Origin of the sequence: Lacicoccus alkaliphilus DSM 16010 (genome assembly GCF_900142805.1) — a bacterium.
In the GTDB taxonomy this organism is placed as follows: domain Bacteria; phylum Bacillota; class Bacilli; order Staphylococcales; family Salinicoccaceae; genus Lacicoccus; species Lacicoccus alkaliphilus.
This window is the reverse complement of the sequence record NZ_FRCF01000011.1, coordinates 50159-77156: the sequence shown is the minus strand read 5'-3', so window position 1 is coordinate 77156 and position 26998 is coordinate 50159. Positions and strand designations below refer to the sequence as shown.

The following is a 26998-nucleotide window of genomic DNA, read 5'->3' as shown; positions in this document are numbered from 1 at the left end:
ATCACTCTTCCATCCTGTTTTTGCTTGATATACCAGCCAGAAAATGCAAATCAACAGGTTCCGTCCGGATTTTGATGAGATTTTTCGTAATCTTATCTGATTTTGATAAAAGCTTGGGAATCCTTCTAATACTGAACGCAAATAAAACTAAATCGACCCAACTTTCAATATCCGGGTGGACCTAGTAGTATTAACTAATGAATGCTGATGGCGCCCATGGATGTTTTGAATTTCGCAGTATATTCCGGATTTTCCACCACATAATGCTCGAGCTGGTTGGCCACACCGCCCATTTTCGAATCGGCGATGATCCGGGTCTTCTTCGGGTTCTTCTTGTAGATGACTGCGATGGAGCCCATATCAGTATGCGCATTGATATTGGCGTCAGGATGAGCATTTTTTATATCTATGGATCCCATATCCGTCGATAACTCCTGATTGTTCGCACCGACATCCTCAAGTTTCACCTTGCCCATATCGGTTTTGAGCATAATGTCGTCAAAAGCACTATTTTTTACTGTAATGCTGCCCATCTCGCTCCTGAAGTCACCCCTCACGCCAACGATGTCTTTAGCATTGATATTCCCGAGTTCAGTGGTGATATCGTAATTTTTAGATGTCAACCCGGCCAGTTCAATGGCACCTTTCCCGGTCCTGACCTTCAATTCTATCAGATTCTCAGGCCAGGTGATCGTAAGCCTGTCGCTGCGGTAATTTCTATTGCGGAGGAATCCAAGTATATTAAAGTGGATTTTATTCACATTTTTGCTCTTGTGTTTGAAATGCATCCTGCTTCCATCGACCCCATGCGAGAAATCACTCTTGCCATCATGGCTTTCAAAGTTCATTTCGAATTTTGATCCCTGCTCAACCTCCACCGATAAGAAATCTCCGTCTATATCGATGATGTCAATTTCTTTAGGGTTGATCTCCCTGATGAAATTGGATTGCATGGGGATATACTTTTTCTCTTCAACCATGCCGTCTTCAATCGATAAAACCGCTTCGGCAATGGCTGCTGGATCACCCAGTGATTCAACGACCGCCCCTTCGCTCTTTCCGTCGTGCATACCTTCATTGATATGATTTTCATATTCGCTTAAGATTTCATTCCTCACCGCAGCAGGCAATGGCCTTAATCCACTTTCCAGTTTCCTTAAAAAATCTTTCTTTGTCATGATGACGTTCTCCCCCCAATGTTTAGTCCGTCTCTTCAAGCAACTGATTGACCGCTTTCGTGTAGGTCTTCCATTCCTCTTTTATGCTTTTGAAATGCTTTTCCCCCGATGCCGTCAACGTATAATACTTCCGTGCCGGCCCGCCCGTCGATTCCATGAAATAAGTGTCCACATGGCCGTCCTTGACCAGCCGCCTGAGCAGCGGATACAAGGTGCCGTCTGCGATATCGATGTACTTTCCGATATTTTGGGCAAGTTGATATCCATATTGCTCTTCCTGGTTGATGAAAGACAAGGCACATAGCTCGAGCGACCCTTTTTTAAACTGTGCATTCATTCGGTGACCCCCCTCGCAGGCTATATCAGCTTTAGTTCAGTACTGTTTAATATTCACTAATTGATTACAGTATATAACACACTAGTGAATAATACAAGGTAAGTAAATGAAAAAAGACCACCCCTATATCATCAGAGGTGGTCATTACAAAAATCCATGTTACTGGTTCAGCCAGTCTCTCGCTTCAAGCGCAACTTCCTGTGGCAGGCTGTGGCCGTTGACCCAGCTGTGTTTGACGGCCGCGCCGCGTGACTTGAAAATTTCAACCACTTTCTCGCTCTCCTCTTCAGGCACTATCGGATCGCCTTTACCGAGAGATAGGAAAACTTCGAATCCGCTCAGGTCTTTATTGTTGTCCGAAAGGTCCACCGGATATAATGGTGCGAATAAAAGTGCTTTTCTGAAGTCGCACTCTTCCCTCAGAATCATATTGATCGCGATGTTCGATCCGTTTGAAAAGCCGATCGGGATGACATCTTCAGTTTTGAAATCATATTTTTCCGCGGATTCCTCAATGAAATCAAGCAGTTCCTTTCCTCTGAATTCCAGATCTTCCAAATCGTACTGCCCTTCCCCGTGGCGTTTGAAGTAACGGTTCATGCCGCCTTCCTGAACATTTCCGCGGATGGAGAGGAGGCTGTACTCCTCATTCAGCATCTCCGCAAGCGGGATCAAATCGTGCTCGGTGCCTCCGGTCCCGTGCAGTACTGCGAAAACCGGCGCCCCTTTCTTACCTTCTTTAAAAATGTGTAACATATGATATTACCTCCTGAATTTGTTTTATTTGCTGCGTGTCGTGTCGAACGGTCTGATCTGTGCTTCTATATGCTCCCGCTGCGGCTCGAGAAACGGCGGCAGTGCAAGCGATTCACCCAGCGTCTCGTATGATTCATCTTCCATGAAGCCCGGTCCGTCCGTTGATAACTCGATCAATATATGACCGGCCCTGGCGTATAAGGCCTCAAAATAAAACCGGTCTACAAGGCCCGAATGCTGCAGGCCGAGATCATCGTATTTCGCTTCCCATGCCTTGAGCACTTCATGGTCCTCAACCCTGAAAGAGACATGATGCACTTCGCCGTAACCCTGCTTTGCAGACTGGCTGCCGTCTTTACGGACGATGGCCCGGGCACCGTTGCCGCCGGCACCGACTTCAAGAAGAACACAGTCGTCTTCTTCCCCTGCAAGCCTCATATCATAAATCTCCTTCAGACTGTGGACGAATTTATCCTGATAGGAAATCGTGATTTCAATCGGACCGAGCCCGTAGATCGCCTTGTCTTCCGGCACCGGACCGTTCTTCCATGGGGTTCCCGCAGGCACGCCTTCATCATGTGCATCGGAAAACAGCCTGTACCTCTGGCCATCCGGCTCTTCGAAAGGCAGCACCTTCATACCGAACATTTCCTGAATGCCTTCATGTGCCACACCGAAGTCGTTGAATCGTGATTCATAATATTCAAGTGCAGCATCATCCGGAACCCTCAGGCCGATGCGGGTGATGGCATTGGAACCATGTTCGCCTCTGGTTTTAGCCGGAAAATCAAAAAAAGTGAGGTCGGTTCCGGGGCTCCCGACGTCATCTGCAAAAAACGTATGGTAAGTGTGGATGTCATCCTGATTGACCGTCTTTTTTATAAGCCGCATCCCCAGGACATCTGTGATGAACTTATAATTCCTGGCCGCATCATCTGTAATTGCCGTTACATGATGGATGCCCAGCAATTCATTATTGGACATTCAAAACGCCTCCTATACTCATGATATCATTCTATCTCGAAATCGAGACAGAATTCAAAAACGATGCTCAAACTTATTTAGTCTGAGCCGTTTCCATTGTTATCTTTTTTAAGGTCTCCCTTAAGACGGACAGCTCCCCATCGCTCAAACCGCTGAATAATTCAGTGATCAGCTCGGCGTGCGGCGGGAATATTTCCTCCATCAGCTTCCTGCCCTCATCTGTCAGGGTGGCAAAGCTGATTCTTCTGTCGCGGGTGTCTGGACGTCTTTCGACGAATCCTTTTTCGACCAGTTTATCGACGACATATGTCGTGCTGCTGCTGGCGATCAGAATTCTGTTCCTGATATGCTGTATCGGCTGGTCGCCTTTGCTGTATAATAATTCCATGACGGCAAATTCCGTGATGTTCAGACCATGCCGTGCAGCATCCCTTTTCACGTGACGTTCAAGATATTCATTGGTACGCTTGATACCGACGAATGCTTTCAAAGATTCTTCCGTACGATTCATTGTTCCACCTTCTATCGTGAACTAAAATTATTTCGATTTCGAGATAATTTTAACCTTTTTATTTGTTCAAGTCAATTGATTTATTTATAACTAAAAGAGAAATGAGGTCTTTTGATGATATCCCTTAGTAGTATATACCAAGCCAGGGACCGTGTTAAACCTTATGTGGTGAACACCCCTTTGGTCCGCCTGCAGAACCTGGATGAATCGGCAGGCTGCAAAGTCTACGCAAAACTTGAAAACATGCAGAACACGAAAGCGTTCAAGCTCCGGGGCGCGATGAATAAAATCCTCAGTCTCACCGATGCTGAACGTGAAGCGGGCATCATCTGCTCCTCTTCCGGCAACCACGGCCAGGCTGTCAGTTTCGCTGCGAAGCTGCTCGGCATCAGGGCGACGGTCGTCATACCGGAAACCGCGCCGGCGTTTAAAGTCGAAGCCATCCGGAAGCACGGGGCCGGAACGGAGTTCTGTACGGTCGACGACCGTTTCATCGTGACCGAAAACCTCGCCCGGGAGCACGGCTACACGATCGTGCCACCTTTTGATGATGAACTGATCATGGCCGGTCAGGGCACCATCGGCCTTGAAATCATGGATGAGGACGTTCCTTTCGATCATGTACTCGTGCCGGTGAGCGGCGGCGGACTGATCGGCGGGGTTTCGACAGCCCTGAAGGCATCCGGATTCGAAGGCAGGGTTACAGGCGTTGAGCCGGAAAAGCTGCCGAGGTATACGAAAAGCCTTGAAGCCGGTGAACCTGTACAGGTGGAGTCTGCGAAGACGATTGCAGATGCCCTCGTCGTCAACCGGCCGGGCACCAGTAATTTTGAAGTGGTGCAAAAACACGTCGATGATGTTTTGAACGTTTCCGATGAAACGATGCTGAGAGCACAGAAGATGATGCTGATGGAAGGCAAAATCCTCGCGGAAGTATCTTCATGCATCGGCCTCGGCGCCCTGCTTGATAGGAAGCTGGATGTCAGTGAAGACGAGACAGTCTGCCTCATCATCTCAGGCGGCAATCTTGGCTTCGAACAACTCGAATTGTTGGAAGATATCGAGTATTAACCAATATGAATCCGGTCAACCACAGGCTGGAAGGCACCTCCACTTTCGGAGCGTGCTGCTGCCGCTGATTCTGATCATCGCCCCCGGCCCCGTCGTTTGAGGACTGCGGACACTCCGGAAAATAAAGTGGTTGCAGGTGATGGTTGTATGCCATGACTCTTGATCATCTTCTGTTTCATGGCATGATCGGCACTTTGATGCCATGAACAATGCATTTTCATCGTTTTCGTGGCATAAAACACCTTATGATGCCATGGAACTCCGGTTTGAAGCATACTCATGGCATACATCGTCTTCTCCTGCCATGAACCCTTCACTTCAGATCATTTCGTGGCATAAGCTGCTTCCTATGTAGTGAAACCGGACGCTCCATCCATTTCACAGCATCATATAATGAAACAAAAAAAAGCACAACCTTCAAAGGTTGTGCTTTCAAACATCATTATGCTCTTTCAACAACGATTGCGTCGTCCACGACATTGGCGATGACTTTGCCGACATCGTCCCCTTCCAGGATGAGGTCTGTCAGCTGGTCTTCGATTTTATCCTGGATGACACGTCGCAGCGGCCTTGCGCCGAAGCGTTTGTCATATCCCATCTTGACCAGTTTTTCCTTCGCTTCATCGGTCACGGTCATTTCAATCTCGTTCTCTTTGACCATTTCATTCAATTCATCAAGCATCAGATCGACGATGACAAGCAGGTGTTCTTCGGCAAGCTCGTTGAAGTTGATGATGGCATCGAATCTGTTCAGGAATTCAGGTTTGAAGAAGTCGCTCAGATTTTCAAGCGTCGCGACTGCATCACTTTCATTTTTACCGAATCCGACACTGTTTGTGCTGACGCCCGTGCCTGCGTTGCTGGTCATGATGATGACGGTCTCCTTGAAGCTCACAGTCCTGCCGTGTGAGTCGGTCAGATGGCCGTCTTCCATGATCTGGAGGAACATGTTCTGCACATCGGGATGTGCTTTCTCGATTTCATCCAGCAGGATGATGTTATACGGGTTGCGCCTCACCTGCTCGGTCAGCTGACCCGCTTCCTCATGACCGACATACCCCGGTGGTGAACCGATGATCTTTGATACACTGTGTTTCTCCATGTATTCACTCATATCGAGGCGGATCAGTGATTCACGTGTACCGAATAATTCTTCCGCCAGTGCTTTGGTCAGCTCCGTCTTACCGACACCGGTCGGTCCGACGAACAGGAACGATCCGATCGGGCGGTATTTGGACTTGAGTCCGGCTCTTGAGCGCCGTACCGCTTTCGCGACTTTGCCGACCGCTTCATCCTGACCGATGACTTTCGCAGCCAGGTTGCTTTCCAGTTCACGCATCTTGGACTGTTCATCAGTCTGCATTTTCGTGACAGGAATGCCCGTCTTCTCTTCGACGATCAGCTGGACGTCCGTGACATCCACATCGATGATCTGCTCGTTGTCCGGGGACTGTGATTTCTCAAGCTGCTTTTCGAGCTGCATTTCCTGATAGCGCAGGTTCGCCGCTCTTTCATAATCTTCTTCTTCCGCCGCCGCTTTTTTATCTGCGCGTACTTTCTCAAGGTGCATTTCAATGGACCCTGAGTCTTTCTCGGCATTCGAAAGGTTCAGCCTTGAACCGACTTCGTCCATCAAGTCGATCGCCTTATCCGGCAGGAATCTGTCCTGGATATAGCGGTGCGACAAGTTGACGAATGACTGCACCACTTCGTCGGAGTATTTCACTTCATGGAACTTTTCATACCTGTCCTTGATGCCGTTCAGGATCTGTGCGGCCTCTTCAAGCGTCGGTTCCTTCACCGTGATCGGCTGCAGGCGTCTTTCAAGTGCCGCGTCCTTTTCAATCTGACGGTACTCCTTCAGAGTCGTTGCACCGATCAGCTGCATTTCACCGCGTGCGAGCGCCGGCTTCAAAATGTTGCCTGCGTCCATCTGTGAACTTTCTGCGGTGCCCGCACCCACGATCAGGTGGATTTCATCGACGAACAATATGACGTCCTCGCGCTGCTTCAGTTCTTCGATCAGCTGCTTCATGCGTTCCTCGAACTGGCCGCGGATGCCCGTGTTCGCCACAAGTGAAGCGACATCGAGGATATAGAGTTCCTTATTCATCAATTTTGTCGGCACGTTGCCTTCGACGATCTTGACCGCAAGACCTTCGGCAATCGCCGTTTTACCGACGCCCGGTTCACCGATGAGTACCGGATTGTTCTTGTTGCGCCTGTTCAGCGTCTCGATGACACGCTTCACTTCCTGATGACGGCCGATGACCGGATCGATCCCGTTTTGCCGTGCCTTATCAGTGAGGTTCGTGCCAAGCTGGTCCAAGAGCCCGTCTTTTTCCGGTGCTTTCGTCTGTGTCTGAGCACCTGCCTTATATCCACCGTTACCATTTGCCTGGTTGAAATTGTTGAATTCCTGTCCGCTGAAACCATTTCCACCAAAGAAACTGTTCGGGTCCATCGTTTGGGACTTCATTTCCTGGAAACATGCATTACACAAATGCATCTGCATTTTCTGGTTATTTATATTCATCGCCAAGTTAACATTTGCATCATTGATACCACAATTTTGACATTTCATGATTAAATGCCCCCTTTTCAGATTCATTGACAGTCAACCTTATTTGACTTTGACTATCTTTGACTATAACTATATTATACATCCTTTTTTGAGAAAATCAACCCTGTTGCTCACACATTCTAATGTCTTCCAAACCCTTGGTGCATAAGGCTTCACTTCACTATTATACTCCCCCTCGAGATCATTTCATAAACATTTTGATGTTCAGTACGCGCGACACTCATTCATGATATAATCAGGGAAGAAAATGAGATTAAGGAGTTTGTTATGTCTTTTAAATTGACGAGGAAGACCAGCTGGTTCGGAAGTGCGACCGGTATGGAAGTATATATCAATGATGAGGAGGCCGGCAAAATCCGCAGGCTCGAGGAACAGCATTACAAGCTGCCGAAGAAACGCAGACGGGCAGTGTTGACGGTCAGCCAGCAGGGCATGAAGAGCAATGCTTTGGAGGTCGAAGACGGAGATGATGTCCTGGTGAAGACGAACAAGAAGTACAGCAGGATCTTCACCATCTTCTTCGTGGCTTTGATGGCCGTCATATTTTTCATAGATGACTTCCTGACTTCCACCGCCTTCATCGTATTCCTGGCCATGGCGGTGTTTTATTACCTGTCCAAAATCGATGGCTTCATCCTTGAAAAAGTGAGTGATGAACAAGCCGGTGAGCCATGAAAAAACCGTCCGGGGGAATCCTCCGGACGGTTTTTCAATATCCAACAAGCCTGATATATATGAATGCAATGATGGCCATGACCGTGAAGCACACCGTATAATACTTCCACGTATTCTTTTCACCTTCATCCGGCAGGCGCTGCAGGATGGTCCCTATCGCTCCGCCGCCGATCAAAGCCACGGCAACGGATCCGAGCATCCTCGGGAATGTATAGAAGGTGATGACCTCCATGATTATATATAGAAATCCGAATAAGCCGACGCCGAGCAATGCCGAGATTACATATTTCATCGTATTCTGATTCGTCATTTTTGCCTCTCCTGTTTCTTGTAGTCCTTATTGAAAAAATCGTATTTCAGTATCATGTCGAATAAAATCCTGATGATGACGACCCCGCCGATGATGGTGAGCGGTATCAGCCATACCGGACGGGCGTAGAACCAGTCCGAAAATACCTGTGTCACGAGCACGTATGAGACGACCACCCACACTATCCCCAGTATGAGCGATGTTTTATTGATCCTGTCCATCTGTCAATTCCTTTCAATCCGCTTCAGTGATTTCCAAAAACTGCTGTATGAGTTCATAAGTCAGCAATGGATTGTCCGCCTGGTTCGTAGTGCCCACCACATATGCATCGAGCGCCGTATTGTAGAAAGCGAAGCTGCCCGTGATGCCGGCGTGCCCTTGGAGCGCATAAATATTGAGGGCGGGGATTTCTCCACTCACATCGAACTGCATCACACCGGTGCCGTACTGGTGAAAGAGGAACTGGATGTCCCGCATCCCGCCCTCTATGAATGAGGTGCCGAACATTTCACCTTCGAAAAATGCTTTAGTGAATGTGAGCAGGTCGGATGCCGTACTCACCAGGCCGCCGCTTGCACGCATGTTGGCAAGAACCGGTGTGATGTCCCTCGGTTCCCCGTCCACCGTGACAGGCGGCACTTCATCCGAATCCTCCGCAAATCCGGTGTCCTCGAGCCCAAGCGGTGCGATGATATACTCTTCAAATTGCGACTCCAGCGACTCACCGGAAACCCGCCCGATGATTTCCCCCAATATATCATAATTGATGTCTGCATAATAGGCATCGGTGCCGTTCATGAACCTGGCCCCTTTCCCTTTTGCGTCATCCAGTTTTGATTCAAAAGTGAAGGCCTCCCCGTTGTCGAGGGACGCCTCGACAAGGGTGAGCCCTTCCGCCTCGCTCTCGGCATAGGCAGGGAGTCCCGTCGTATGATTGAGCAGCTGGCTGATCATGATGCTTTCACTGTATTCCACCCCTTCATATACATGAAGGCCTGAATATTCCCCGGGCGTCAGGTACATATCAATCGTATCACCCATGTCGATCAGACCGTCTTCGATCATCTGGAAGATGACGGCTGCCGTGAACATTTTGGTGACGCTGGCGATGCTGAACGGCGTGTCCGCCTCCAGGCTGCCGGCAGCAGCTTCGGTCACTTCCCCGTCGTTCTCGATCATGAAGACGGCCCCATGCAGGCCGGAGCCCTCAGTCCGTTCAAAAAGATGGTTTTCAATCTGTTCCTCTTCATCAAGTGAAGCCAGCGGTATGTAATCCGTCACTTCCTGATGCGGCAGAAATCCAATGACCAAAAGAGACAATGCTATATTCAATCCGCTCATCAAAAAGTTCAAATCCGACACCTCTTACTTTGAATTCTTGCCCGGGAGGATCCGCTCCACCGCATCGGCGATCCATCTGCCGATGAAATAAGCGACACCGAGCATGACGATCAGCAATATGCCCAGGATCACGATATTGGGACGCGTGTCGAAGACCGTATCGATCAGGACATTCCCCGCAAAATAAAAAATCACTGCCAATAAGCTGAACGTCCCGAGATGAATCAATTCCCTGTGGAATTCTTTCATAATGATCATCCTTCGATTATGTATCTTTCCTTCATTATATAGGATTACGCGGGATCCATCATTAATTTAAGGCTTTTTGTAAATAAAACCCTCCGCGCAAAGAAGGGGGTGATTGGTTACATCCCGCCATATGCATGGACCAGCTCCTGGAAGTGAAGGTAGGAATATGTCGGGAAATCCGTGCTGACGGTGAAAAAGAGGTCGCCATTACTGTAGACGATGGTGTCACCGAGCCCATAGATGTAGAGCCCCAGAGTGTTGTCACCGGCATCGACCGGGATCATCGTCTGTGTAATCGTCGCCCCGTTGATGACCATCTCAGCTATGGTGAACACCTGGGGTTCGTGGTTCTCCTGAAGATCCGTGAGGTATACCACCTCTTCCAGATCCTCAGCCACCGGCGTCCCGGACAGCTCCAATTCATAAAATCCCGGAGCAACGGAGGAATGGATGAGGTGATCCTCTTCATCGAAGACGAAGCTCACGTCAGCCATGATGAAAGGCTCCCCGTCCTCATGTGCGAGTGCTTCATCCGGAAAATGATAGATCATCAAAGTGCGGCCGTCGTCCAAATCGAATGATTCCGGCTCAACCTCCGCCTCAGCCATCATCTCTTCGACTTCATCCATGGAGGTCCCGCTGCCTTCAGGATCATATACATCCTTCAGCTCATATTCCTCCGTGACCTCCTGATACTTCCCCCACACCGCGTGTCCGGTATCGTTGGTGAAAGTATCCTCCTTAACCAGTTCAAAAGCCACTTTCTCTGAACTCTCAGCAGCGACGTCGATTTCCTCTTCCTCCACAGTTTCAATATCCGCTTCTGCCGATTCAGCTTCCGCCTCGCTGCCTTCCCAGCCGGGCCCTTCTTCAGCCGGACTTTCATTTTCTTAGGATGTCTCCTCCACGATGATGTCATCCTCTTCATCGTTGATCTCCTCGTCCACCTCATTACCGCCGCACGCCGCCAGCAATAAAATGCAGACGGGCAATATGAATTTTTTCAGCATCATTGTGTCCCCCATTCCTCATATGATTTATGACTCATCATCATTATACATACCTTTTATGCTTCATTACCTCATGATTCGTAACCTTTCATGATTTCCGGGGTAACCTTGCGAATCCACTTCCAACACAAAATAAAAACCGGAAAACCCCAAAAGATTTCCGGTCAGCCGTTTATTCCGCACCATCACTTTCATCCATGATGGTGATGACGACTTCATCGATCCTCTTTTCCCTGTGCTTCTTCACTTTGAAACACAGCTGATTATAGACGATCTCAGGATTTTCCCCGGGTTTTGGGAGATGACCGATCTGATCGATCAGGAAACCGTTCAAAGTATCATATTCACCCGTCGGCAGTGCCTTATCAATGAAATCTTCGACATCGATCAGATGAATGTTCCCTTTAACTTGATATTCATTACTTGAAATCTTCGTTATTCTCGCGGACTCCCCACCGTGTTCCGGCTGGATATCACCGACAAGCGTCTCCAAAATATCTTCAATCGTGATCAGCCCTTCGGTGCCGCCATATTCATCCAGGATGATGGCAAGGTGGATATTGTTCTGCTGCATCGTCTTGAGCGCGGCATCAATCTTCAGGTTTTCCATCACAAAGAAGGGCTTGCGGCAGTAGTTCCTGATATCAAAGTCTTCGGCACGATATGCCCGCTCTGCTTCGAGCAGTTCCACAAGGTCTTTGACATGCAGGATGCCGATGACGTTATCGATGTGCCCCTCATATACAGGAAACCTCGTATACTTTTCCCGGTTGACCCGGGATGCTGTTTCCTCAAGTGTCGCATCCACATCAATGACTGACATATCGGTCCGGTGGGTGCCGATATTCGTCACTTTGATATCATCAAATTTGAAGACATTTTCAATCATCATCTTCTCGGAAGGTCTGATATGGCCGCGTTCCCCGCCGAGGTCGACGAGCATCCTGATATCCTCCTCCGAGGCATCGTCACGCTCGGCTTCGGGATTCACACCGAAAAGCCGCACCACACCGTTCGTCGACATGGACAACAGTTTCACGAATGGGTAGGCGACTTTGAACATCAGAGTGAGCGGTGCAATGATGACGTTTGAGAAAGATTCCGACTTCGATAAGGCCAGCTGCTTAGGCACAAGCTCCCCGAAAACCAGCGTGAAATACGACAGGATGACGGTGATGATCACGAGTGAGATCGTCTGCAGCGTGGCCACCGGGAGCGGCACGCCGATGTCCGCCATCCATCCGGCCAGCGGTGCTGAAAAGAAATCAGCAGCGAATGCACTTGCGAGAAAACCCGACAAAGTGACGCCGATCTGAATCGTGGAAAGGAAGCGGGTCGGTCTCGAAGTCAGCTTGAAGATCATCTGCGCTTTTTTATCGCCCGCTTCTGCATCCCTTCTTATTTTGTTGTCATTCAGTGAAATCAGCGCAATTTCGGAGCCGGCAAAAAATCCATTCAACAGAATCATCATTATAAGGACGATTATTCCTATTTCCACATCATGACCCCCGTAGTATAAACACCTTAATGTCATTATAGGACAGTGGAATGAACCGCTCAAGACAATCCGGATTCACCACGCCATCCCGATTCTACTTCAACCACCCTTTTTCAATCGCTTTCGATATGGCTTCTATCCTGTTTTTGGCATCCAGCTTATCCAACACGACCGAAACATAATTCCGGACCGTGCCGTCCGATAAGCTGAGATTTTCCGCAATGACTTTCGTCGGTTCACCTTCCGCCAGATGTTTGATGATTTCCTGCTCCCTTTTCGTCAGCGGGTTGTCCAATTCGAATGCGACTTCCATCAATTCAGGGGAATATACCCTCTTGCCATCCATGACCTGCCTGATGGCATCGGCGAGCGTCTCACTCGGGGTATCTTTCAGAAGATAGCCCCGGACGTTCGCCTTTTTCGCCCTTTCAAAGTACCCCGGCCTTAAAAAAGTCGTGAGGATCATCACTTTATATCCGGTATCCTTTAATTCCTCAGCTGCCTCAAGTCCCGTCATCACCGGCATCTCTATATCCATCAGACATATATCCGGCTCCAGTTCTTCGACCATTTTCAACGCCTCCTCCCCATTCACCGTCTTTCCAACGACTTCCATGTCATCTTCCAGATCAAGGAGCGAGCCGAGGGCACCGAGCAGCAGTTTCTGGTCTTCAGCAAGGACAATGCGTATCATATCAATCTTCCTCCCTTTCCTTCAGCACTTTCGGCACCGCGATGTTCAGCTCGAAGCCCTCCATCGTCCGGATCGTGTCCAGTTCGCCGCTGACGAACGACAGACGCTCTTTCATGCCTTCCAAACCGTTGCCGTATACGAAACTCCCGCCACCCTTTCCGTCATCCGTCACCTTCAGCAGGATATCACCTTTGGTCTCCAGCAATTCTATGCTGCAGTGCGCCGCCCCGGAGTGCCGAATCACATTATTGACTGCTTCTTTCAGACACATGCTCAGTATATTTTCCGTCAGCTCGGGGACATGACTGTACTCTGCTTCTATGGTCGTATCATTATCGATATCCGCCATATCGAGCATACCGCCCACCCTTTTGATCTCTTCATCGAGACTGATGTATTTCATGTTGCTGATCAGTTCCCTCACTTCCTTCAAAGCCTGCCTGGATGTATCCTGGATGTCCTTCAGTTCGTTTTTAGCTTTATCATTATCTTTATCAATCAGCTTGGATGACAGTTCACTCTTCATCCCGATCATCGACAGTTTCTGTCCCAGTGTGTCATGAAGGTCACGGGCGATCCGGTGGCGTTCCTCGGCAATCGCAAGCTCGGCGATCCTCTGATTGGCATCTGCCAGCTGGAACTCCAGTTCTTCAGTCTGGATGCGGTTCCGTTTGCCGATGGGAATCAGGATGACCCCGAGTACCGTCATGATCAAAAACGGCAGGTGATTGAGGAATAAAGAGTAGTTGTCGATGAAGCCGATCACCATTGCAGCGATCGTCGTCACAAGGTGGATCACATACATGGATATGAACCCGGTCCTGTTGCGTATGATTCCCACATAGAATGCGATGAACAAGGCGAAATACACATACCCGAACAAATAAGTCATCAGGATGTTGATGGCGAATTCGATGCTGAGCCCGATATAAATCTTCGGGCCCCTCACATTGTATGTCAGCCAGAAGACGATGAAGAACAACATGGTGACTGCAACCCCGAAGAATATTTCGAGTGACGCGGTCGAACGGAATATGAAGTAGAACGGCAGCACACAAAAGACGATCCATATATATAAACTGAGCCCTGTGTTCTTTGCGAAAATATGATACCAATCCCTCATAGTGCCGCCTCCCATCGTTTTATTTGTTCAATTATACCAGTTTATGCCCGATTAAAATATTAAAAAAGACCCTTCCATATCCCGTATGGAAGGGCCTGAATATCGATTAATGCACCGTCGGCTTGCGTTTCATGCTGCTCTCCCCGACACGCTGCTTCAAGTCTTTGAATGTGATGAACTTCTTATGATCTTCATCGAACAGCCTGAATTTGATTGATTCGAGGCTCGTCTTGAGGGTGATCGTCGTCGCCTGATGAAGCGGCGGTGTATTCTCATGCGCTTCTTCAAGATGGTAGTTCGGGACTCTCGGCGCCAGATGGTGCACGTGGTGGTAGCCGATGCTCCCCGTCATCCACTCGAGCCATTTCGGCAGCTTATAGTAAGAACTGCCGTCGACTGCCGCTTTGACGAAATCCCACTCCGACTCATTTTCAAAATATGAGTCTTCGAACTGATGCTGGACATAGAACAACCAGATCCCTGCCATGCCGGCGATGTAGGCGATCGGCAGCTGGACCAGCAGGATCGCCTGCCATCCCAAGGTGAAGCCGATGGTAAGATAAGCGGCGACCAGTATCAATGTGATCAGATGCGTATTCAGCCTCTCCTTACGCTTCGCTTCCTTACGGTTGAAACGGTTGGCACTCAGGAACAGGTGCAGCGGCCCGAGCCCGAACATCACGACCGGGTGGCGGTACAATCTGTACTGAAGTCTTTTCCATCTGCCTGCTTCCTCATATTCATTCACAGTCATGACCCAGATATCACCGATGCCGCGTTTATCCAGGTTGCCGCTCGTCGCATGGTGCATCGCATGTTCGGTCTTCCATCTGTCGAAGGCGAAATGTGTGATGACGCCTGTGAACGTGCCGAAGAAGTGATTGAGCTTTTTATTTTTGAAGAATGAACCATGTGCACAATCATGGAAGATTATGAATGTACGTATCATGAAACCTGCCGCCAGAATACTGAATGGCAGGCTCAGCCAGAATGAGATGCTGAGTGCCTGGTATGCCAGGAACCATAATATGAAGAAGGGCACGATTGTGTTGAGCAATTGGATGATGCTTCTCTTGGTCTGGGACTTTGCGTAAGGCATGACCGACTTTTTCAGCTCCGCCTGCTTTTGTTTAGTCATTGGATTCATCTCCCTGTTTTCTATTCAACTATAATTATAGATTGCAGGAGGGACGCGGGATAGAGGATTTTGTCAGCAATAATATATGACATTTGTCATATTTGTACCGATATTCATGTAAATGGTTATAGGTGGTGAAAATATGGGTATGGGGAAATAACTTGATCAGGAGGTCTTCATTATGAAATATGGTATTTCAATCACATTAATCATCGTCATCGTCTTTGTACTCATCATTCTGTTGACGAATTAAAAAAGCGGCAGGCGGGAATCCCCGTCTGCCGTCGTCATTTATATGCGGTTTTTATTTTTTGGCTTTGCCGATGCCTTTGAAGACCATACCGATGATGACGGCGATGATCACCGTCGCCAGCCCGAATATCAACAGTGCATTCATATTTCCGCACTCCCTTTCGTGAGTCTCTTCTTATAATGATGTACCTTTTAATGAAGAAGATGAAACATGATGGCACGCCCCTTCAGCTTCCGGATTCCTGACCGCTGCCGATGACTTTGATCTGCAGCGGTTTAACACCGGTCAGGAAAATGATGAAGCCTATGACCAGAACACCCGCCATCCCGAAGTTGAACAGCCCGAAATAGGAAAATGCGAACAAGATGAGCAACATCAGCGGCAGAAGAGGAACTGCCCGGGTCACGGCCCGTGAGTTCGAGACTTCGACAGTATCGCCGGCCTTCACCTGCCTGGTGACTGCCCTGTTCATGATCTGTTTGACTTTCAGTTCAGCAGTTTCCCCTTCAAGTTCGACTTCAGTCGAACCATCACCGAAGACGGAAGTCTTCTTCTTCCCGTCCACATAGACTTCAAGCTCCGTCCACTCGGCGGTCAGCCGCTCATTTTTCCTGATGATCTTCACCGTCATGATCTGCTCCCCTTTTGATGTTTACTATTGCCGACAATTTCCATTTGATAGGTCTTCATGAAGAAATCGATGAGGAAAGTGGTGCCCACCGCCGGGAGAAAGAAGATGAGCGATGGCCAGTATTCAATATTGATGATCATCAGTATGCCCGGGGCGAGCGCAAAAAACAGCGCGATGAACTGCAGCACATAATGGAGTGTCCTGCGGCTGATCATGACGATGTCCCCGTCCTGCACCGGGAGAGGCTCCACCCTTTCAAATATCGGCTCGAGACTCATCTCGGCCGTGTCATCCGGCAGTTCGAGCGTCGCCTCTTCCCCGATCCGTATTTTATCTACTTCCACGCCATTGATTTTGATGATGAGCGGCGTAATCGAGTCGAGCCTGTTGTATTTCCTCATCACTTTGATATCCATTCATGACTCCCCCCTTTCCTGCGTAACCTGCTTGAGTGTCTTTAACCGGATGAAGCTCGTCGTGCAAGCCGCCCTGTCCGGATATTCACCCAAAATCCGGATGGAACCTCGCGACCGCACGCTTCTGTCAGGATACTCACCCGAAATCCGGATGGAACCTCGCGACCGCACGCTTCTGTCAGGATACTCACCCGAAATCCGGATGGAAACACGCATCCCTATGCAGCTGTCCGGAAATCCCTGATACCACTTAAGCCTTCCCACTTCCCCGCGGCGGTTTTGCGCCGGTACTCCTATAATTGATCACACCGCCATACTCCTCTTCTTCCTCTTCGCGTGCCACCGCCTGCCTGCTTCTCTCGGATGCATGGATGTTCTCAAGCACTTCCACTTTGAATGTGTTTGAATACTTTGCCGTGATCACGATTGAGACGACCATGGGGAATAAGGCCCATAATCCGAAATAGTCGTATAGCGGGAACATCACAGGCAGCAGCAATATCGACACCAGCAGTGCATAGAGCATATAGTTGAGCCAGGTATAACGGATCAGGACGACATCGCCGTTTTTGACTGTGACTTTATTGCTCAGGTCGAACACTTCATTATAGTTGATGCTGAAGCGCGCACCTTCCCGGTGCAGGTCGATGGTCAGTTCTTCCTCATTTCTGATCTCTGCAAATCTTTCCTCATCAAGCTTGAAATGCACGGGCTTCCAAAACCCGAAGACGCCCGTTTTTCTCACAACCCGTATACTCATCTTCTTATCCATCATATTCACTGCCTTTTAACAGGTTACTTTCATACTATCATTATACCCGATATACTTGAAAACGTTTTTATTATATGATTAATTTTGCGTGCCACAGCAACCGGTGTTTACTTTTGCATTTTACTGTATTATTATGAATACCATCTTATTTGAAGGAGAATTTTAAAATGGAAACCATTGCTTCCAAGGAAATGCTGGGACGGATGTTTGAAAGCCTTGAATCCGTCTACCCTGAAATGATAGAAGTCAGAAGGGATTTTCATATGCATCCCGAACTGTCTTTCAAAGAAGTCCGCACGCCGCGCATCATCGCGGACCACTTGAAATCCCTTGATCTCGAAACTTATGAAAACGTGGGCACAAGCGGTGTCATCGGCATCCTCAGAGGTGCACACCCCGGTCCGACCGTGGGGTTGCGCGCTGATTTTGATGCACTGCCGATGAATGATGAAAAAGATGCGCCATACAAATCGACGGTCGAGGGTGTCACGCATGCCTGCGGCCATGACATACATACCACGGCACTGATGATGCTTGAGCGTGTGCTTGTGCAGTACAAAGACCAGCTGCATGGGAATATCGTCTTCATACATCAGCATGCGGAGGAACAGCCGCCGGGGGGTGCATCGGAGCTCATCGCTTCCGGCCTGTTGAAGGACGTCGATTTCATCTACGGCGCCCACGTATGGGACGAAGGTCTGCTCGGCGAGGTGGGCTTCACTGAAGGTTACGCCATGGGCGCCGGTGACAATTTCGAAATTTATCTGCACGGGGACGGCGGCCACGGCGCCAGACCACACACTTCCGTCGATACCCTTGTCGCCGGCTGTCAGCTTGTCGGTAATCTCCAGAACATCGTCAGCCGCCGCCTCGACCCACAGAAATCGGGGGTCGTCACCGTCGGCACAATCAGATCCGGCGACTCATATAACGTCATTCCGTCGAAAGCATACATTGCCGGCACTTCAAGATGTTATGACAATGAAACGAAAATGGCCATGCGTGAGTCGATCGAGCATATTTCCAAAACGACTGCAGAGCAGTTCGGTGCGACGGCTGAAGTCAATTTCGCCGAAGGATACGATGCCGTCTACAACCATATACCCGAGACCCGAAATTTGAAATCGCTCGTGGATACCCACGTACCTGAACTGAAGACGCGTGAAAAGGCACCGGCACTCACAGCTGAAGATTTTGCAGATTATTTGAAGGTCATCCCGGGCACATTGTTGTTTGTCGGGGCCCGGACTGATGACTCAAAGCCGAAATACACACTACACCATCCGAAATTCGATCCCGACGAACGTTCGATGGTCAATATCGGAAAAGTGTTTTTGACTGCAGTGTCCCACCATCTTCTTGGACTGGAGGCCGCCCATGAACAATAAATACAACAACCAGCTGCCCGTCAGGAAGAAATGGGAGATGCCGGATACTTACGTCATCGTGTTCCTGGTCCTCCTCTTCGTCACTGCCGCTACATATTTCGTCCCTGCAGGCATGTTCGACCGTGAAGAGGTCGATGGTGTGGAACGCGTCGTTTCCGGTTCCTTCAGTGAAGCCGCCCGGAATCCGGCAGGCTTCATGGATGTCTTCATGGCCATCCAGACCGGGATGGTCGACTCCGCAGGACTGATATTCCTCGTGCTGTTTGCCGGCGGCATGTTCGAAGTGATTGAACGGTCTGGGGCGATCAGAGCCGGCATGCTGTCGACGATTTCAACGATGCGCGGTAAGGAATTCCTGCTGATCGCCGTCATCACCGTGCTGTTTGCGCTCGGCGGCGCGGTCGGTGCGCTCGCCAATTCCGTCATACCGTTCGTCGCGATCGGTGTGATGCTTGCCCGCGCACTGAAACTGGATGCGATCGTCGCGGTCGCAATCACCTTCAATGCAGCGTTCATCGGCTTCACTGCCGGATTCCTGAATCCGTACACCGTGGGGATCGCCCACAACATTGCCGATGTCCCGTTATTTTCGGGCATGCTTTTCAGGATCATCGCATTCGCCCTCTTCACCGGGATTTCAATATGGTATACGTGGCGCTACTGTAAACAAATCATGGCAGACCCTGAACGCAGCCTGATGGGCGTACTGGAACCGGAGGCGGATGACCCGGCACTCGATGACACTTTCACCATGAGGCATAAGCTCGTTCTCGGATGGACGGCCGCAGCACTGGGATTTTTCGTTTTTGCGGTGGTGCAGTTCCAATGGACCACCGATCATATGGCCGCCTTCTTCATCATCATCGGGCTTGTCGCCGGTGTGATCGCAGGCATGAACTACAACACTTTGACACTGACGTTTCTGGAAGGCTGTAAGAAGCTCGTCTACGGCGCCCTGATCATCGGACTGGCCCGCGCCGTGCTCGTCATCATGGAGAATGCGAACATCCTAGACACGATGGTGAACGCACTGGCCGCACCTTTGGAATCACTGTCGCCGGTGCTCACGGCAATCGGGATGTTCATCATCAACTCGATCTTCAACTTCTTCATCCCGTCCGGCAGCGGACAGGCAGCAATCATGATGCCGATACAGGTCCCGCTTGCAGATATGATCGGCATCAGCAGACAGGTGACGGTGCTTGCCTTCCAGTTCGGCGACGGACTGTCGAATGCGATCTATCCGACTTCCGGCCCGCTGATGGCCAGTCTCGCTGTAGCCGCTGTGCCATGGATCAAGTGGGCAAAATGGTTCCTGCCGCTGTTCCTGCTATTGTCACTCGCTTCATTCATACTTCTGACCATCGCCGTAATGATCAACCTCGGCCCGCTGTAAAGGATGGATTACGTGTATCATGTATTCAAAATTCATATAACGGGTATTGTAATGGAAGATAAAGATCATTAACTGGAGGTCTGCCATGAATGCCCAGGAAAAGAAGATTTATGCACTTGCCGGGGAAAAAGATGAAGTGATTGTACTGCAGCCGAGGAAAGACCAGTCTTTTGCGAAACTCGTGCTCAGCGACTTTGTGAACATGCCCTTCACTTCAAAAGCTGCCCTGAGGGCGAGAGTCAGGAAGAACGCCTACTTCCTGATCAGGAATGATGAAAAAGCCGTCCTATACTCCGTGGACGACAATTTATATTATGATTCCTATGATGTCACCGAAGAAGTCAAGGCATCAGAGGATCCGTATTCCTTCGTCTTCATGGGCTTCAAGTTCAAATATCACGAAATACTCGGATGATAAAACGCCGCTGCATCAGTTTGAGACCGTTCTCGACTGATACGGCGGTGTTTTTATTTTTTCAAAAACCTGAGCATATGCCTGTTGACGATTTCCGGCCGTTCGTGCATGACCCAGTGTGTGGCCGCCTCTATCCAGGCGATGTCACCGGATGCGAGCAGTTTGAAACTCTCTTCCGCCAGCTCCTTCGACAGGAACTGATCACCCGTGCCCCAGATGATCTGTGTCGGCACCGGGACATCCTTGCGGAGGGCAGAGATGCTTTTTGGGGCTGCACGGTACCAGTTCAACATACCTGTGAGCGCCCCTTCTTCGGACCAGGATGCTTTATAGCGATCGAGATCTTCCTCGCTGAATGTGTTCTTCCTGCCGGAAGCCGTGAGGGCCCGTGCCATATTCCGATAGTTGCCCGTACTGAGCACCTTTTCAGGCACTCCCGGTATTTGGAAGAAACCGATGTAAAGACTTTTGAAAATCTGTTTTGGATATTTTTTGACGGCTTCCGGCATCACCGCAGGATGCGGGATATTGACGGCGATGAATTTTTTGACCCGCCGGGGCCGGGTGCTCGCCAGATGCCAGCCGACCGCACCGCCCCAGTCATGCCCGGCGATATTGGCCTGGTCCATGCCGAAATGGTCCATGATGCCCAAGATGTCATCCCGGAGCTTGTCGATGTGGTATGCGCCCGTCCCGTCCGGCTTGCTGCTCTTGTTGTAGCCGCGCTGGTCAGGGACGATCACCCTGTACCCTTCACCTGCAAGCGCATCGATCTGATGCCGCCAGCCGTACCAGAATTCGGGGAAGCCGTGCAGCAGGATGACCGGTTCACCCGCTGCGTCCCCAGCCACCTTCATGTGCAGCGTCACGTCCTCCAAATCTATATACTTTGATTCGTACCCACTCATTGAAATCACCTCACTTGGAGTATACCCCCGGCAGGAACGGTTAAATCCAAGTGACCTCCTCAATGGAGAGGTACCTTTTAAATTGTGTTTCCCCTTTTTGGGTTCACCTCAATGCTGACAGGGGTCTTTTTTATACACATCCATGTATCATATGTATTTCACATGTTATCATTAAGGTGATATGAGAATTATAGGATGAGGTGATTTCATGAACGATAATAAAATTTCATTTCTTGTCTACGGCGTCTTTTTCCTGATACTGCCGGTCGTCCACCTCGGGGATATGCTCATCAACGGCACGCCCCTGCCACTCCTGACCTTTTACAGTCTGATCATCGTTGCGATCATGAGTTTCTGCTTCTCTTACCTCGCTCCGAATTTCGGTAAGAATGAATCAGCGGATAAGCACAGGATCATCAGGAGGAGCATCATGACCGGTTTCACCGCCCTCCTCGTATCGATGGCCGTCGCCCTGCCGCTTGTGATGCTGGGTGTGTTTGAAATCCACATCTTCCATCTCGTTTTGATTTTCATCACCATTCTGGTGGCCGCAGGATTCATTTCAGCAGTGATTTACTCAAAAAGAAATCTGGAAGCGCGATGAGCGGTCATTATTCAACCCCTTCAGGTACTTTTCCTGAAGGGGTTGATCGTTTCACGTATCTTTTTTACGATTGCGGTCATCGGAGCCTTTCCCACGTTTGAAACCGAGTGCCTCCGCTTTTTTGTACAGTGCTTTTGAACGTGCCCTGGAAGCCTTCAAAATTTCACGCTGGCGCTTTCCGATATCATCTCCGGATTTCTTGAATGAAGCACTCACCATACATTCACCCCGCATCGATCTTTTCATTCATATTATCATAATAATATGCGAGGCCACAAATGTCTGCGTAAAATTTCAATGTATCGACATCTTCCTCGATGAAACCGTCCGCGCCCTCGCTCTGAATGCATAAGACCCCGACGACTGTCCGGTTGATTTTGACCGGCAGGCCGATGATGGCGCCGTAGTTGTGGTTGGGTGAAAAATCCCCTTCAAAATAACTGCTCTCACTTATATCATTGACGAGCGCCACTTCACCACTCTTCCATATACAACCGGCAAACCCTTCACCATACTCAAAGGTCCTGGTGACTGTGGAAGTGAAGTTCACCCGGTGATAGGCCGCCATTTTGAGTTTGCCGTCATCCACCATGAACAGGGTTGATGATTTATCGGAGCGGTCCTGGTGAAGGACGGTGATGGATTCATCCAGCACATTATCATAGAATTCCGTGAGCCAGTCCGTTTTGTCTTCAGCGAGCAGACCGACGAGCGTACGTATGAGTCGGCTGCTGTTCTTATGATGGCGGATATACGTTTCACTGACATATTGGATTTCCTCAAGCTCCGCATCCTTCAACTCCAGTTCATATAATAACGCTTCTATGAGATCTTCCAAATCCGCACGCGCTTGACGGAGCTTCTCATTATCCGTTTTAATATTTTTGACTTCCGCCTGAGGGACCTCTTCGAACTCGGGATCGTATACCGGGTTATGGAAACTGAGCCCGAAGATCGATATTTTCTCAGCCGAAGATCTGAACCCCCTTGCAGCTTCAACGATCAAAGTATAGAAGCCGGCAGTGGTGCAGATCATAATGATGATGCCGATGTAGCTGACATTCACCTCTGTCTGCTCAAGCACCCTCGAAGCGCCCGCGCTGACGAGTATTAAAGCTGTGACGACGAAAATAAGACTGATCACATAACTGAACAATTGTTTTATCGACATGATAACCCCCCTGCCCATCCGAAAAGCAGAACATATGTTCGTATTAAATATAATATAAATGACATGAAATATCAATTGCCAATGTCCGGGGATATGTTTAATACCCCCACCCTTTTGGGGTATAGACCAATGATTCATCAAGGAGGGTATTTATTCATGAAAGTACTTGTAATCGGAGCAAACGGACAAATCGGCCGTCAGGCTGTGGAAAAATTGAAAGAGAAAGGCCACGATCCGGTGGCGATGGTGCGCAAGGAACAACAGACGGAGCAGTTCAAGGAAAAAGGCATCGGGACGGTGCTTGCAGATTTGGAGAAAGATTTTTCGCATGCATTTGAAGGGGTGGATACTGCCGTTTTCGCTGCAGGTTCCGGCGGCAGCACCGGCGCAGACATGACGATCATCATCGACCAGGAAGGCGCCATCGAGAGTATGGAAAATGCCAGGGCGGCAGGTGTGAAGCATTTCGTCATCGTGAGCTCCATGGGTGCAGATGCGCCGAAGCAATATGATGAGATGAAACATTATCTTTATGCGAAACACCGTGCCGATGAGCATCTTAAGGCTTCCGGACTGGATTATACGATCATCCGTCCGGGCATGCTCGAGAATGATGCAGGCACCGGTAAAGTCAGCCTTTCCGAAGAAAACCAGGAATTCGGCAGCGTCCAGCGTGAAGATGTTGCGTCCGTGATTGCACATGCAGTCGATGCCGATCAGGCTGAAAATAAAGTGTATACGCTTCTCGAAGGTGATACACCGATTGAAGATTTATTCAAATAAGACCGTTCATTTTCGCACGATATCTTTTGTAGCACAGATATCGTGCGGATTTTTATATGGCGCCACACCGGCACTGCCGGTTTCGAACCTGCAAACTCGGGTAAAAATGATTAAGAGCAATTTCAAAGGAGTGATAAAGTGAGCAGTATAGATATGCTGGCCTATGCCGGCCATTCGACGTTTTGGGGACTGCCACATTCGAGGGACGCGGAAAATCAGGATGTCACTGTCATGGGCGTGCCGTTTGAACTGGGTTTATTGCGCAGACCCGGGGCACGGTTCGGGCCGAGATCGGTGCGCGAAGCTTCCGTGCATGAGATGAGTATGCATTATCCGTGGGCTTACGATGTGAAACTTGAAAACGCGCTGATCGATTATGGGGATGTGGGTTACGACCTCGGTCAGGAACGTCTCGACTACATGCTTGATGAAACTTATACACATGCCCGCCGGATACTCGATCAAGGCTCGAAACTGCTGACGCTCGGCGGGGATCATACGGTGGCCTACGGTACGATACGGGCGGCGAAAGAGAAACATGGCACGTTGTCCCTGGTCCACATCGACAGTCATCAGGATTCAATCAAGACGGAGTACGGAAGGATTTCAAGGAATTCCTTTGCACACGACCTGGTTCAGGAAGGTGCAATCGATCCCCGGGCCTCGGTCCAGTCATATGTACGGACGAAAATGCCGAATAATTTCGATTACAACATCATTTATGCAAATGAAGCGATGGCCCAGGGGCCCGAAGCCCTCGCCGGGAAAGTGAAATCCATCGTCGGCAGCAATCCCGTATATCTCAGCATCGACATCGATGCCCTCGACCCCGCCTTCGCTCCAGGTACTGCCACACCGGTGCCCGGCGGCCCCTCCACCCGGGAGCTGCGCGCATTCCTCAGCCACCTTACCGGTCTGGACATCGTCGCGGCAGACCTGGTTGAAGTGACGCCGAATTATGACGCAGGAGAAATGACGGCCCTCGCTGCTGCATCCCTTGCGAAGGATCTGATCTACCTCATGACAGATACCATAGATGGGTGACTTTAAACTCCGGCCGGGTTTTCATAAAATCAAACGAAAGTCCCCGGTGCCGTCGATATGATGGCACCGGGGACTTTCATTTTATTAAGGGTGCCTTCCATCGCTGCCATGTGCCGGCTGCGGTCCATCCTTAAACAGATAAATATGGAAGAAATATTCACCGACTGCGATGATCACTGCAGAAATGATTGCAGCAAGCGCAATTGTGCCGCCGCTGATATCAGTCATCAAAAGACCGAGAAGCCATACAACCAGGAACGTCACGACCAGGTCGGAAATGGTCGCAATCATGTTGCCCGCAGTTGGCAGTATCCCCATATCACCGGCGAAATAGGAAATGACCCCGAGTACAATGGTGGTGATCAGAATCATTGGCCAAAATGACATATCATAACCGGCCCCAAGTACGAGCCATAAAACAACCAGCGTCATGATCCCTTTGATTCCGAGTGCTTTGGCATGTTCCACGGATTCCCCTCCAATACGTATAGTGATTCATTTAAAACTTTACCCTGAAATGCATGATGGAAACATGTATACCGGAATCATGAAATATTTTCATAACGCCGACATATGAGTATAATGGTGATTAAAATCCATGAAGGGGAATTTGTGTATTATGAAGGGTAATAAAAGAATCAAACCGGATGATTTTGCGGCCGCTTTTTTGACCAAGGCGCCAAAAGTCATCTACAGGCAGTTCATCGACGAATTGAAAGGGGGCATCACGCTCGATCAATTCGAAAAAATGATCATCACTTTCAACCAGGACATCCATCAGTTTTATTTGAAGCACATCTCCCACCTCGGCGCTCACAGGCATTATTTATGGGTGGATGATAAAAGGAAGAAGGCGCTCAGTGTCTACTTCGGTGAGGATGACATGATCCATATGCTCACCATGAAACCGTTCGTGGAGTTCCAGGACTACGGAAAAAGTGTTTCCGACGTCTCCTACACGATGCCGGTGAAAGAGGAATGGCTCGTGTTTTGGGGCGGCGATAATGAGTTCATCAACTACCATTATGTGTACGGATCACAGAGATACGCATATGACCTACTGATGATGAAAGACGGTGTGACGCATACAGGTGACCCGTCGGACAATAAAAACTATTACGCCTTCGATAAGGCAATCATCGCGCCCGCCGGCGGCAAAGTCGTGAAAGTCGTCAATAAGATCCGGGACAACACACCGGGCGAGATGAACGAAAAGAGACCAAGCGGCAATCATGTCATCATCCAGCACGGACCTCAGGAATACAGCTTCATCGCCCACTTCAAGAAAGAATCGATCACGGTCGAAGAAGGCGATATCGTCCAGCAGGGCGACGTCATCGGCAGATGCGGCAACTCCGGCAATTCCTCAGAGCCCCATATCCATTTTCAAGTGATGGATAAAGCGAGGGCCGTCCGTGCCAAGTCGTTCAGGATCAGATTCGCAGACGGCAGCACACCTGTGCAGGGCGACATCGCAAAACCGACTTTAGATCCCGACAGGAAAAGATTCACCCCGGAACTGCTGAAGTCTGAAAAGAAAGACGACGACCGGTCGATAATGGAGGCCGTCTCCGATTCCGTCGGCCGATGGTTCAGGCGGTGAATAAAGCCCCGTGGAATAAGCCACGGAGCTTTATTCGGTCTGTTTCCGGATATTTGTCGGGAATCTGGATGGAGAGCAGCCTCGTTCCTCTTCTGTCCGGATATTTGTTGAGAATCCGGATGGAATACCACGTCCTGCAAGATCCGTCCGGATAT

At 49.5% G+C, this 26998-nt stretch carries 31 protein-coding genes; 9 read left to right on the top strand and 22 right to left on the bottom strand.

Annotation, left to right across the window (positions count from 1 at the left end; genetic code table 11):
- Positions 1–194: 194 nt before the first annotated feature.
- The 5 genes from BUA12_RS10810 to BUA12_RS10790 all read right to left on the bottom strand — a co-directional run bounded on the left by BUA12_RS10810 (position 195) and on the right by BUA12_RS10790 (position 3766).
- A complete protein-coding gene (locus tag BUA12_RS10810; RefSeq protein ID WP_072710624.1) occupies positions 195–1178 on the bottom strand; it encodes a DUF4097 family beta strand repeat-containing protein in 984 nt (327 codons plus the stop codon).
- 22 nt (positions 1179–1200) lie between these two features.
- Positions 1201–1515, bottom strand: a complete 315-nt coding sequence (locus tag BUA12_RS10805; protein ID WP_072710623.1) for a PadR family transcriptional regulator — start codon at positions 1513–1515, stop codon at positions 1201–1203.
- A 159-nt stretch (positions 1516–1674) separates the two neighbouring features.
- Entirely contained in the window at positions 1675–2271 is a 597-nt protein-coding gene (locus tag BUA12_RS10800; protein WP_072710622.1) for an alpha/beta hydrolase, read from the bottom strand.
- Positions 2272–2295: 24 nt separating this feature from the next.
- On the bottom strand, positions 2296–3255 hold the full coding sequence (locus BUA12_RS10795) for a ring-cleaving dioxygenase (RefSeq protein WP_072710621.1): 960 nt from the start codon (positions 3253–3255) through the stop codon (positions 2296–2298).
- A gap of 73 nt (positions 3256–3328) precedes the next feature.
- The gene (locus BUA12_RS10790; protein ID WP_072710620.1) at positions 3329–3766 is read right to left on the bottom strand and encodes a MarR family winged helix-turn-helix transcriptional regulator; all 438 of its coding nucleotides are present in this window, start codon (positions 3764–3766) and stop codon (positions 3329–3331) included.
- Positions 3767–3880: 114 nt separating this feature from the next.
- On the opposite strand from BUA12_RS10790, the gene BUA12_RS10785 reads away from it, so the two are divergent.
- Positions 3881–4837: a threonine ammonia-lyase gene (locus BUA12_RS10785; protein WP_072710619.1), complete on the top strand. Its 957-nt coding sequence runs from the start codon at positions 3881–3883 to the stop codon at positions 4835–4837.
- 442 nt (positions 4838–5279) lie between these two features.
- Here the strand turns inward: BUA12_RS10785 and BUA12_RS10775 are convergent, their stop codons facing one another.
- On the bottom strand, positions 5280–7421 hold the full coding sequence (locus BUA12_RS10775) for an ATP-dependent Clp protease ATP-binding subunit (protein WP_072710617.1): 2142 nt from the start codon (positions 7419–7421) through the stop codon (positions 5280–5282).
- Positions 7422–7688: 267 nt separating this feature from the next.
- Here BUA12_RS10775 and BUA12_RS10770 point away from each other — a divergent pair, with 267 nt between their 5' ends.
- Positions 7689–8096, top strand: coding sequence for a hypothetical protein (locus BUA12_RS10770; RefSeq protein WP_072710616.1), 408 nt, complete (start codon positions 7689–7691; stop codon positions 8094–8096).
- Between the two features lie 34 nt (positions 8097–8130).
- On the opposite strand, the gene BUA12_RS10765 is transcribed toward BUA12_RS10770, so the two are convergent.
- From BUA12_RS10765 to BUA12_RS10710, 12 genes are all read right to left on the bottom strand, one after another.
- On the bottom strand, positions 8131–8406 hold the full coding sequence (locus tag BUA12_RS10765; protein ID WP_072710615.1) for a hypothetical protein: 276 nt from the start codon (positions 8404–8406) through the stop codon (positions 8131–8133).
- Entirely contained in the window at positions 8403–8627 is a 225-nt protein-coding gene (locus tag BUA12_RS10760) for a hypothetical protein (protein ID WP_072710614.1), read from the bottom strand. Before BUA12_RS10760 ends, BUA12_RS10765 begins: the two co-directional genes overlap by 4 nt.
- A 13-nt stretch (positions 8628–8640) precedes the next feature.
- Entirely contained in the window at positions 8641–9759 is a 1119-nt protein-coding gene (locus tag BUA12_RS10755) for a serine hydrolase domain-containing protein (RefSeq protein WP_072710613.1), read from the bottom strand.
- 12 nt (positions 9760–9771) lie between these two features.
- Positions 9772–9996: a hypothetical protein gene (locus tag BUA12_RS10750; RefSeq protein WP_072710612.1), complete on the bottom strand. Its 225-nt coding sequence runs from the start codon at positions 9994–9996 to the stop codon at positions 9772–9774.
- A 116-nt stretch (positions 9997–10112) separates the two neighbouring features.
- Positions 10113–10802, bottom strand: a complete 690-nt coding sequence (locus tag BUA12_RS10745; RefSeq protein ID WP_072710611.1) for a hypothetical protein — start codon at positions 10800–10802, stop codon at positions 10113–10115.
- Between the two features lie 376 nt (positions 10803–11178).
- Complete coding sequence (locus BUA12_RS10740) at positions 11179–12504, bottom strand: hemolysin family protein (RefSeq protein WP_143146134.1); 1326 nt, start codon at positions 12502–12504, stop codon at positions 11179–11181.
- Positions 12505–12598: 94 nt separating this feature from the next.
- A complete protein-coding gene (locus tag BUA12_RS10735; protein WP_072710610.1) occupies positions 12599–13198 on the bottom strand; it encodes a response regulator transcription factor in 600 nt (199 codons plus the stop codon).
- 1 nt (position 13199) lies between these two features.
- On the bottom strand, positions 13200–14321 hold the full coding sequence (locus BUA12_RS10730) for a sensor histidine kinase (protein ID WP_072710609.1): 1122 nt from the start codon (positions 14319–14321) through the stop codon (positions 13200–13202).
- 106 nt (positions 14322–14427) lie between these two features.
- A complete protein-coding gene (desA, locus tag BUA12_RS10725) occupies positions 14428–15459 on the bottom strand; it encodes a Delta(5) desaturase DesA (protein ID WP_072710608.1) in 1032 nt (343 codons plus the stop codon).
- A gap of 479 nt (positions 15460–15938) precedes the next feature.
- On the bottom strand, positions 15939–16343 hold the full coding sequence (locus BUA12_RS10720) for a hypothetical protein (protein ID WP_072710607.1): 405 nt from the start codon (positions 16341–16343) through the stop codon (positions 15939–15941).
- Entirely contained in the window at positions 16340–16759 is a 420-nt protein-coding gene (locus tag BUA12_RS10715) for a hypothetical protein (RefSeq protein ID WP_072710606.1), read from the bottom strand. The genes BUA12_RS10720 and BUA12_RS10715 overlap by 4 nt, the downstream gene beginning before the upstream one ends.
- Before the next feature lie 250 nt (positions 16760–17009).
- Complete coding sequence (locus BUA12_RS10710) at positions 17010–17531, bottom strand: hypothetical protein (RefSeq protein ID WP_143146133.1); 522 nt, start codon at positions 17529–17531, stop codon at positions 17010–17012.
- 167 nt (positions 17532–17698) lie between these two features.
- Here BUA12_RS10710 and BUA12_RS10705 point away from each other — a divergent pair, with 167 nt between their 5' ends.
- From BUA12_RS10705 to BUA12_RS10695, 3 genes are all read left to right on the top strand, one after another.
- Positions 17699–18919, top strand: coding sequence for a M20 metallopeptidase family protein (locus BUA12_RS10705; RefSeq protein ID WP_245772809.1), 1221 nt, complete (start codon positions 17699–17701; stop codon positions 18917–18919).
- On the top strand, positions 18909–20315 hold the full coding sequence (locus BUA12_RS10700) for a YfcC family protein (protein WP_072710604.1): 1407 nt from the start codon (positions 18909–18911) through the stop codon (positions 20313–20315). The genes BUA12_RS10705 and BUA12_RS10700 overlap by 11 nt, the downstream gene beginning before the upstream one ends.
- 85 nt (positions 20316–20400) lie before the next feature.
- A complete protein-coding gene (locus BUA12_RS10695; protein WP_072710603.1) occupies positions 20401–20730 on the top strand; it encodes a hypothetical protein in 330 nt (109 codons plus the stop codon).
- Between the two features lie 53 nt (positions 20731–20783).
- On the opposite strand, the gene BUA12_RS10690 is transcribed toward BUA12_RS10695, so the two are convergent.
- Positions 20784–21638: an alpha/beta fold hydrolase gene (locus BUA12_RS10690; RefSeq protein ID WP_072710602.1), complete on the bottom strand. Its 855-nt coding sequence runs from the start codon at positions 21636–21638 to the stop codon at positions 20784–20786.
- Positions 21639–21846: 208 nt separating this feature from the next.
- Between BUA12_RS10690 and BUA12_RS10685 the strand changes: the two genes are divergently transcribed.
- On the top strand, positions 21847–22242 hold the full coding sequence (locus BUA12_RS10685) for a hypothetical protein (protein WP_072710601.1): 396 nt from the start codon (positions 21847–21849) through the stop codon (positions 22240–22242).
- 51 nt (positions 22243–22293) lie between these two features.
- Here the strand turns inward: BUA12_RS10685 and BUA12_RS13095 are convergent, their stop codons facing one another.
- Together BUA12_RS13095 and BUA12_RS10680 are read right to left on the bottom strand one after the other, a co-directional pair.
- On the bottom strand, positions 22294–22461 hold the full coding sequence (locus BUA12_RS13095; RefSeq protein WP_178138262.1) for a hypothetical protein: 168 nt from the start codon (positions 22459–22461) through the stop codon (positions 22294–22296).
- Positions 22462–22465: 4 nt separating this feature from the next.
- Positions 22466–23413, bottom strand: coding sequence for a GAF domain-containing protein (locus BUA12_RS10680; protein ID WP_072710600.1), 948 nt, complete (start codon positions 23411–23413; stop codon positions 22466–22468).
- A gap of 156 nt (positions 23414–23569) precedes the next feature.
- Between BUA12_RS10680 and BUA12_RS10675 the strand changes: the two genes are divergently transcribed.
- Positions 23570–24196: an SDR family oxidoreductase gene (locus tag BUA12_RS10675; RefSeq protein WP_072710599.1), complete on the top strand. Its 627-nt coding sequence runs from the start codon at positions 23570–23572 to the stop codon at positions 24194–24196.
- Between the two features lie 138 nt (positions 24197–24334).
- A complete protein-coding gene (gene speB / locus BUA12_RS10670) occupies positions 24335–25240 on the top strand; it encodes an agmatinase (RefSeq protein WP_218587339.1) in 906 nt (301 codons plus the stop codon).
- An 84-nt stretch (positions 25241–25324) separates the two neighbouring features.
- On the opposite strand, the gene BUA12_RS10665 is transcribed toward speB, so the two are convergent.
- The gene (locus BUA12_RS10665; RefSeq protein WP_072710598.1) at positions 25325–25708 is read right to left on the bottom strand and encodes a DUF2512 family protein; all 384 of its coding nucleotides are present in this window, start codon (positions 25706–25708) and stop codon (positions 25325–25327) included.
- Positions 25709–25859: 151 nt separating this feature from the next.
- Here BUA12_RS10665 and BUA12_RS10660 point away from each other — a divergent pair, with 151 nt between their 5' ends.
- Complete coding sequence (locus BUA12_RS10660; RefSeq protein ID WP_072710597.1) at positions 25860–26843, top strand: M23 family metallopeptidase; 984 nt, start codon at positions 25860–25862, stop codon at positions 26841–26843.
- Positions 26844–26998: the final 155 nt, after the last annotated feature.

Excerpts from the sequence above, each read along its gene's own strand:
- BUA12_RS10810 (WP_072710624.1), bottom strand. The coding sequence starts at position 1,178 with ATGACAAAGAAAGATTTTTTAAGGAAACTGGAAAGTGGATTAAGGCCA.
- BUA12_RS10805 (WP_072710623.1), bottom strand. The coding sequence starts at position 1,515 with ATGAATGCACAGTTTAAAAAAGGGTCGCTCGAGCTATGTGCCTTGTCT.
- BUA12_RS10800 (WP_072710622.1), bottom strand. The coding sequence starts at position 2,271 with ATGTTACACATTTTTAAAGAAGGTAAGAAAGGGGCGCCGGTTTTCGCA.
- BUA12_RS10795 (WP_072710621.1), bottom strand. The coding sequence starts at position 3,255 with ATGTCCAATAATGAATTGCTGGGCATCCATCATGTAACGGCAATTACA.
- BUA12_RS10790 (WP_072710620.1), bottom strand. The coding sequence starts at position 3,766 with ATGAATCGTACGGAAGAATCTTTGAAAGCATTCGTCGGTATCAAGCGT.
- BUA12_RS10785 (WP_072710619.1), top strand. The coding sequence starts at position 3,881 with ATGATATCCCTTAGTAGTATATACCAAGCCAGGGACCGTGTTAAACCT.
- BUA12_RS10775 (WP_072710617.1), bottom strand. The coding sequence starts at position 7,421 with ATGAAATGTCAAAATTGTGGTATCAATGATGCAAATGTTAACTTGGCG.
- BUA12_RS10770 (WP_072710616.1), top strand. The coding sequence starts at position 7,689 with ATGTCTTTTAAATTGACGAGGAAGACCAGCTGGTTCGGAAGTGCGACC.
- BUA12_RS10765 (WP_072710615.1), bottom strand. The coding sequence starts at position 8,406 with ATGACGAATCAGAATACGATGAAATATGTAATCTCGGCATTGCTCGGC.
- BUA12_RS10760 (WP_072710614.1), bottom strand. The coding sequence starts at position 8,627 with ATGGACAGGATCAATAAAACATCGCTCATACTGGGGATAGTGTGGGTG.
- BUA12_RS10750 (WP_072710612.1), bottom strand. The coding sequence starts at position 9,996 with ATGAAAGAATTCCACAGGGAATTGATTCATCTCGGGACGTTCAGCTTA.
- BUA12_RS10735 (WP_072710610.1), bottom strand. The coding sequence starts at position 13,198 with ATGATACGCATTGTCCTTGCTGAAGACCAGAAACTGCTGCTCGGTGCC.
- BUA12_RS10730 (WP_072710609.1), bottom strand. The coding sequence starts at position 14,321 with ATGAGGGATTGGTATCATATTTTCGCAAAGAACACAGGGCTCAGTTTA.
- desA (WP_072710608.1), bottom strand. The coding sequence starts at position 15,459 with ATGACTAAACAAAAGCAGGCGGAGCTGAAAAAGTCGGTCATGCCTTAC.
- BUA12_RS10720 (WP_072710607.1), bottom strand. The coding sequence starts at position 16,343 with ATGACGGTGAAGATCATCAGGAAAAATGAGCGGCTGACCGCCGAGTGG.
- BUA12_RS10715 (WP_072710606.1), bottom strand. The coding sequence starts at position 16,759 with ATGGATATCAAAGTGATGAGGAAATACAACAGGCTCGACTCGATTACG.
- BUA12_RS10710 (WP_143146133.1), bottom strand. The coding sequence starts at position 17,531 with ATGGATAAGAAGATGAGTATACGGGTTGTGAGAAAAACGGGCGTCTTC.
- BUA12_RS10705 (WP_245772809.1), top strand. The coding sequence starts at position 17,699 with ATGGAAACCATTGCTTCCAAGGAAATGCTGGGACGGATGTTTGAAAGC.
- BUA12_RS10700 (WP_072710604.1), top strand. The coding sequence starts at position 18,909 with ATGAACAATAAATACAACAACCAGCTGCCCGTCAGGAAGAAATGGGAG.
- BUA12_RS10695 (WP_072710603.1), top strand. The coding sequence starts at position 20,401 with ATGAATGCCCAGGAAAAGAAGATTTATGCACTTGCCGGGGAAAAAGAT.
- BUA12_RS10690 (WP_072710602.1), bottom strand. The coding sequence starts at position 21,638 with ATGAGTGGGTACGAATCAAAGTATATAGATTTGGAGGACGTGACGCTG.
- BUA12_RS10685 (WP_072710601.1), top strand. The coding sequence starts at position 21,847 with ATGAACGATAATAAAATTTCATTTCTTGTCTACGGCGTCTTTTTCCTG.
- BUA12_RS13095 (WP_178138262.1), bottom strand. The coding sequence starts at position 22,461 with ATGGTGAGTGCTTCATTCAAGAAATCCGGAGATGATATCGGAAAGCGC.
- BUA12_RS10680 (WP_072710600.1), bottom strand. The coding sequence starts at position 23,413 with ATGTCGATAAAACAATTGTTCAGTTATGTGATCAGTCTTATTTTCGTC.
- BUA12_RS10675 (WP_072710599.1), top strand. The coding sequence starts at position 23,570 with ATGAAAGTACTTGTAATCGGAGCAAACGGACAAATCGGCCGTCAGGCT.
- BUA12_RS10660 (WP_072710597.1), top strand. The coding sequence starts at position 25,860 with ATGAAGGGTAATAAAAGAATCAAACCGGATGATTTTGCGGCCGCTTTT.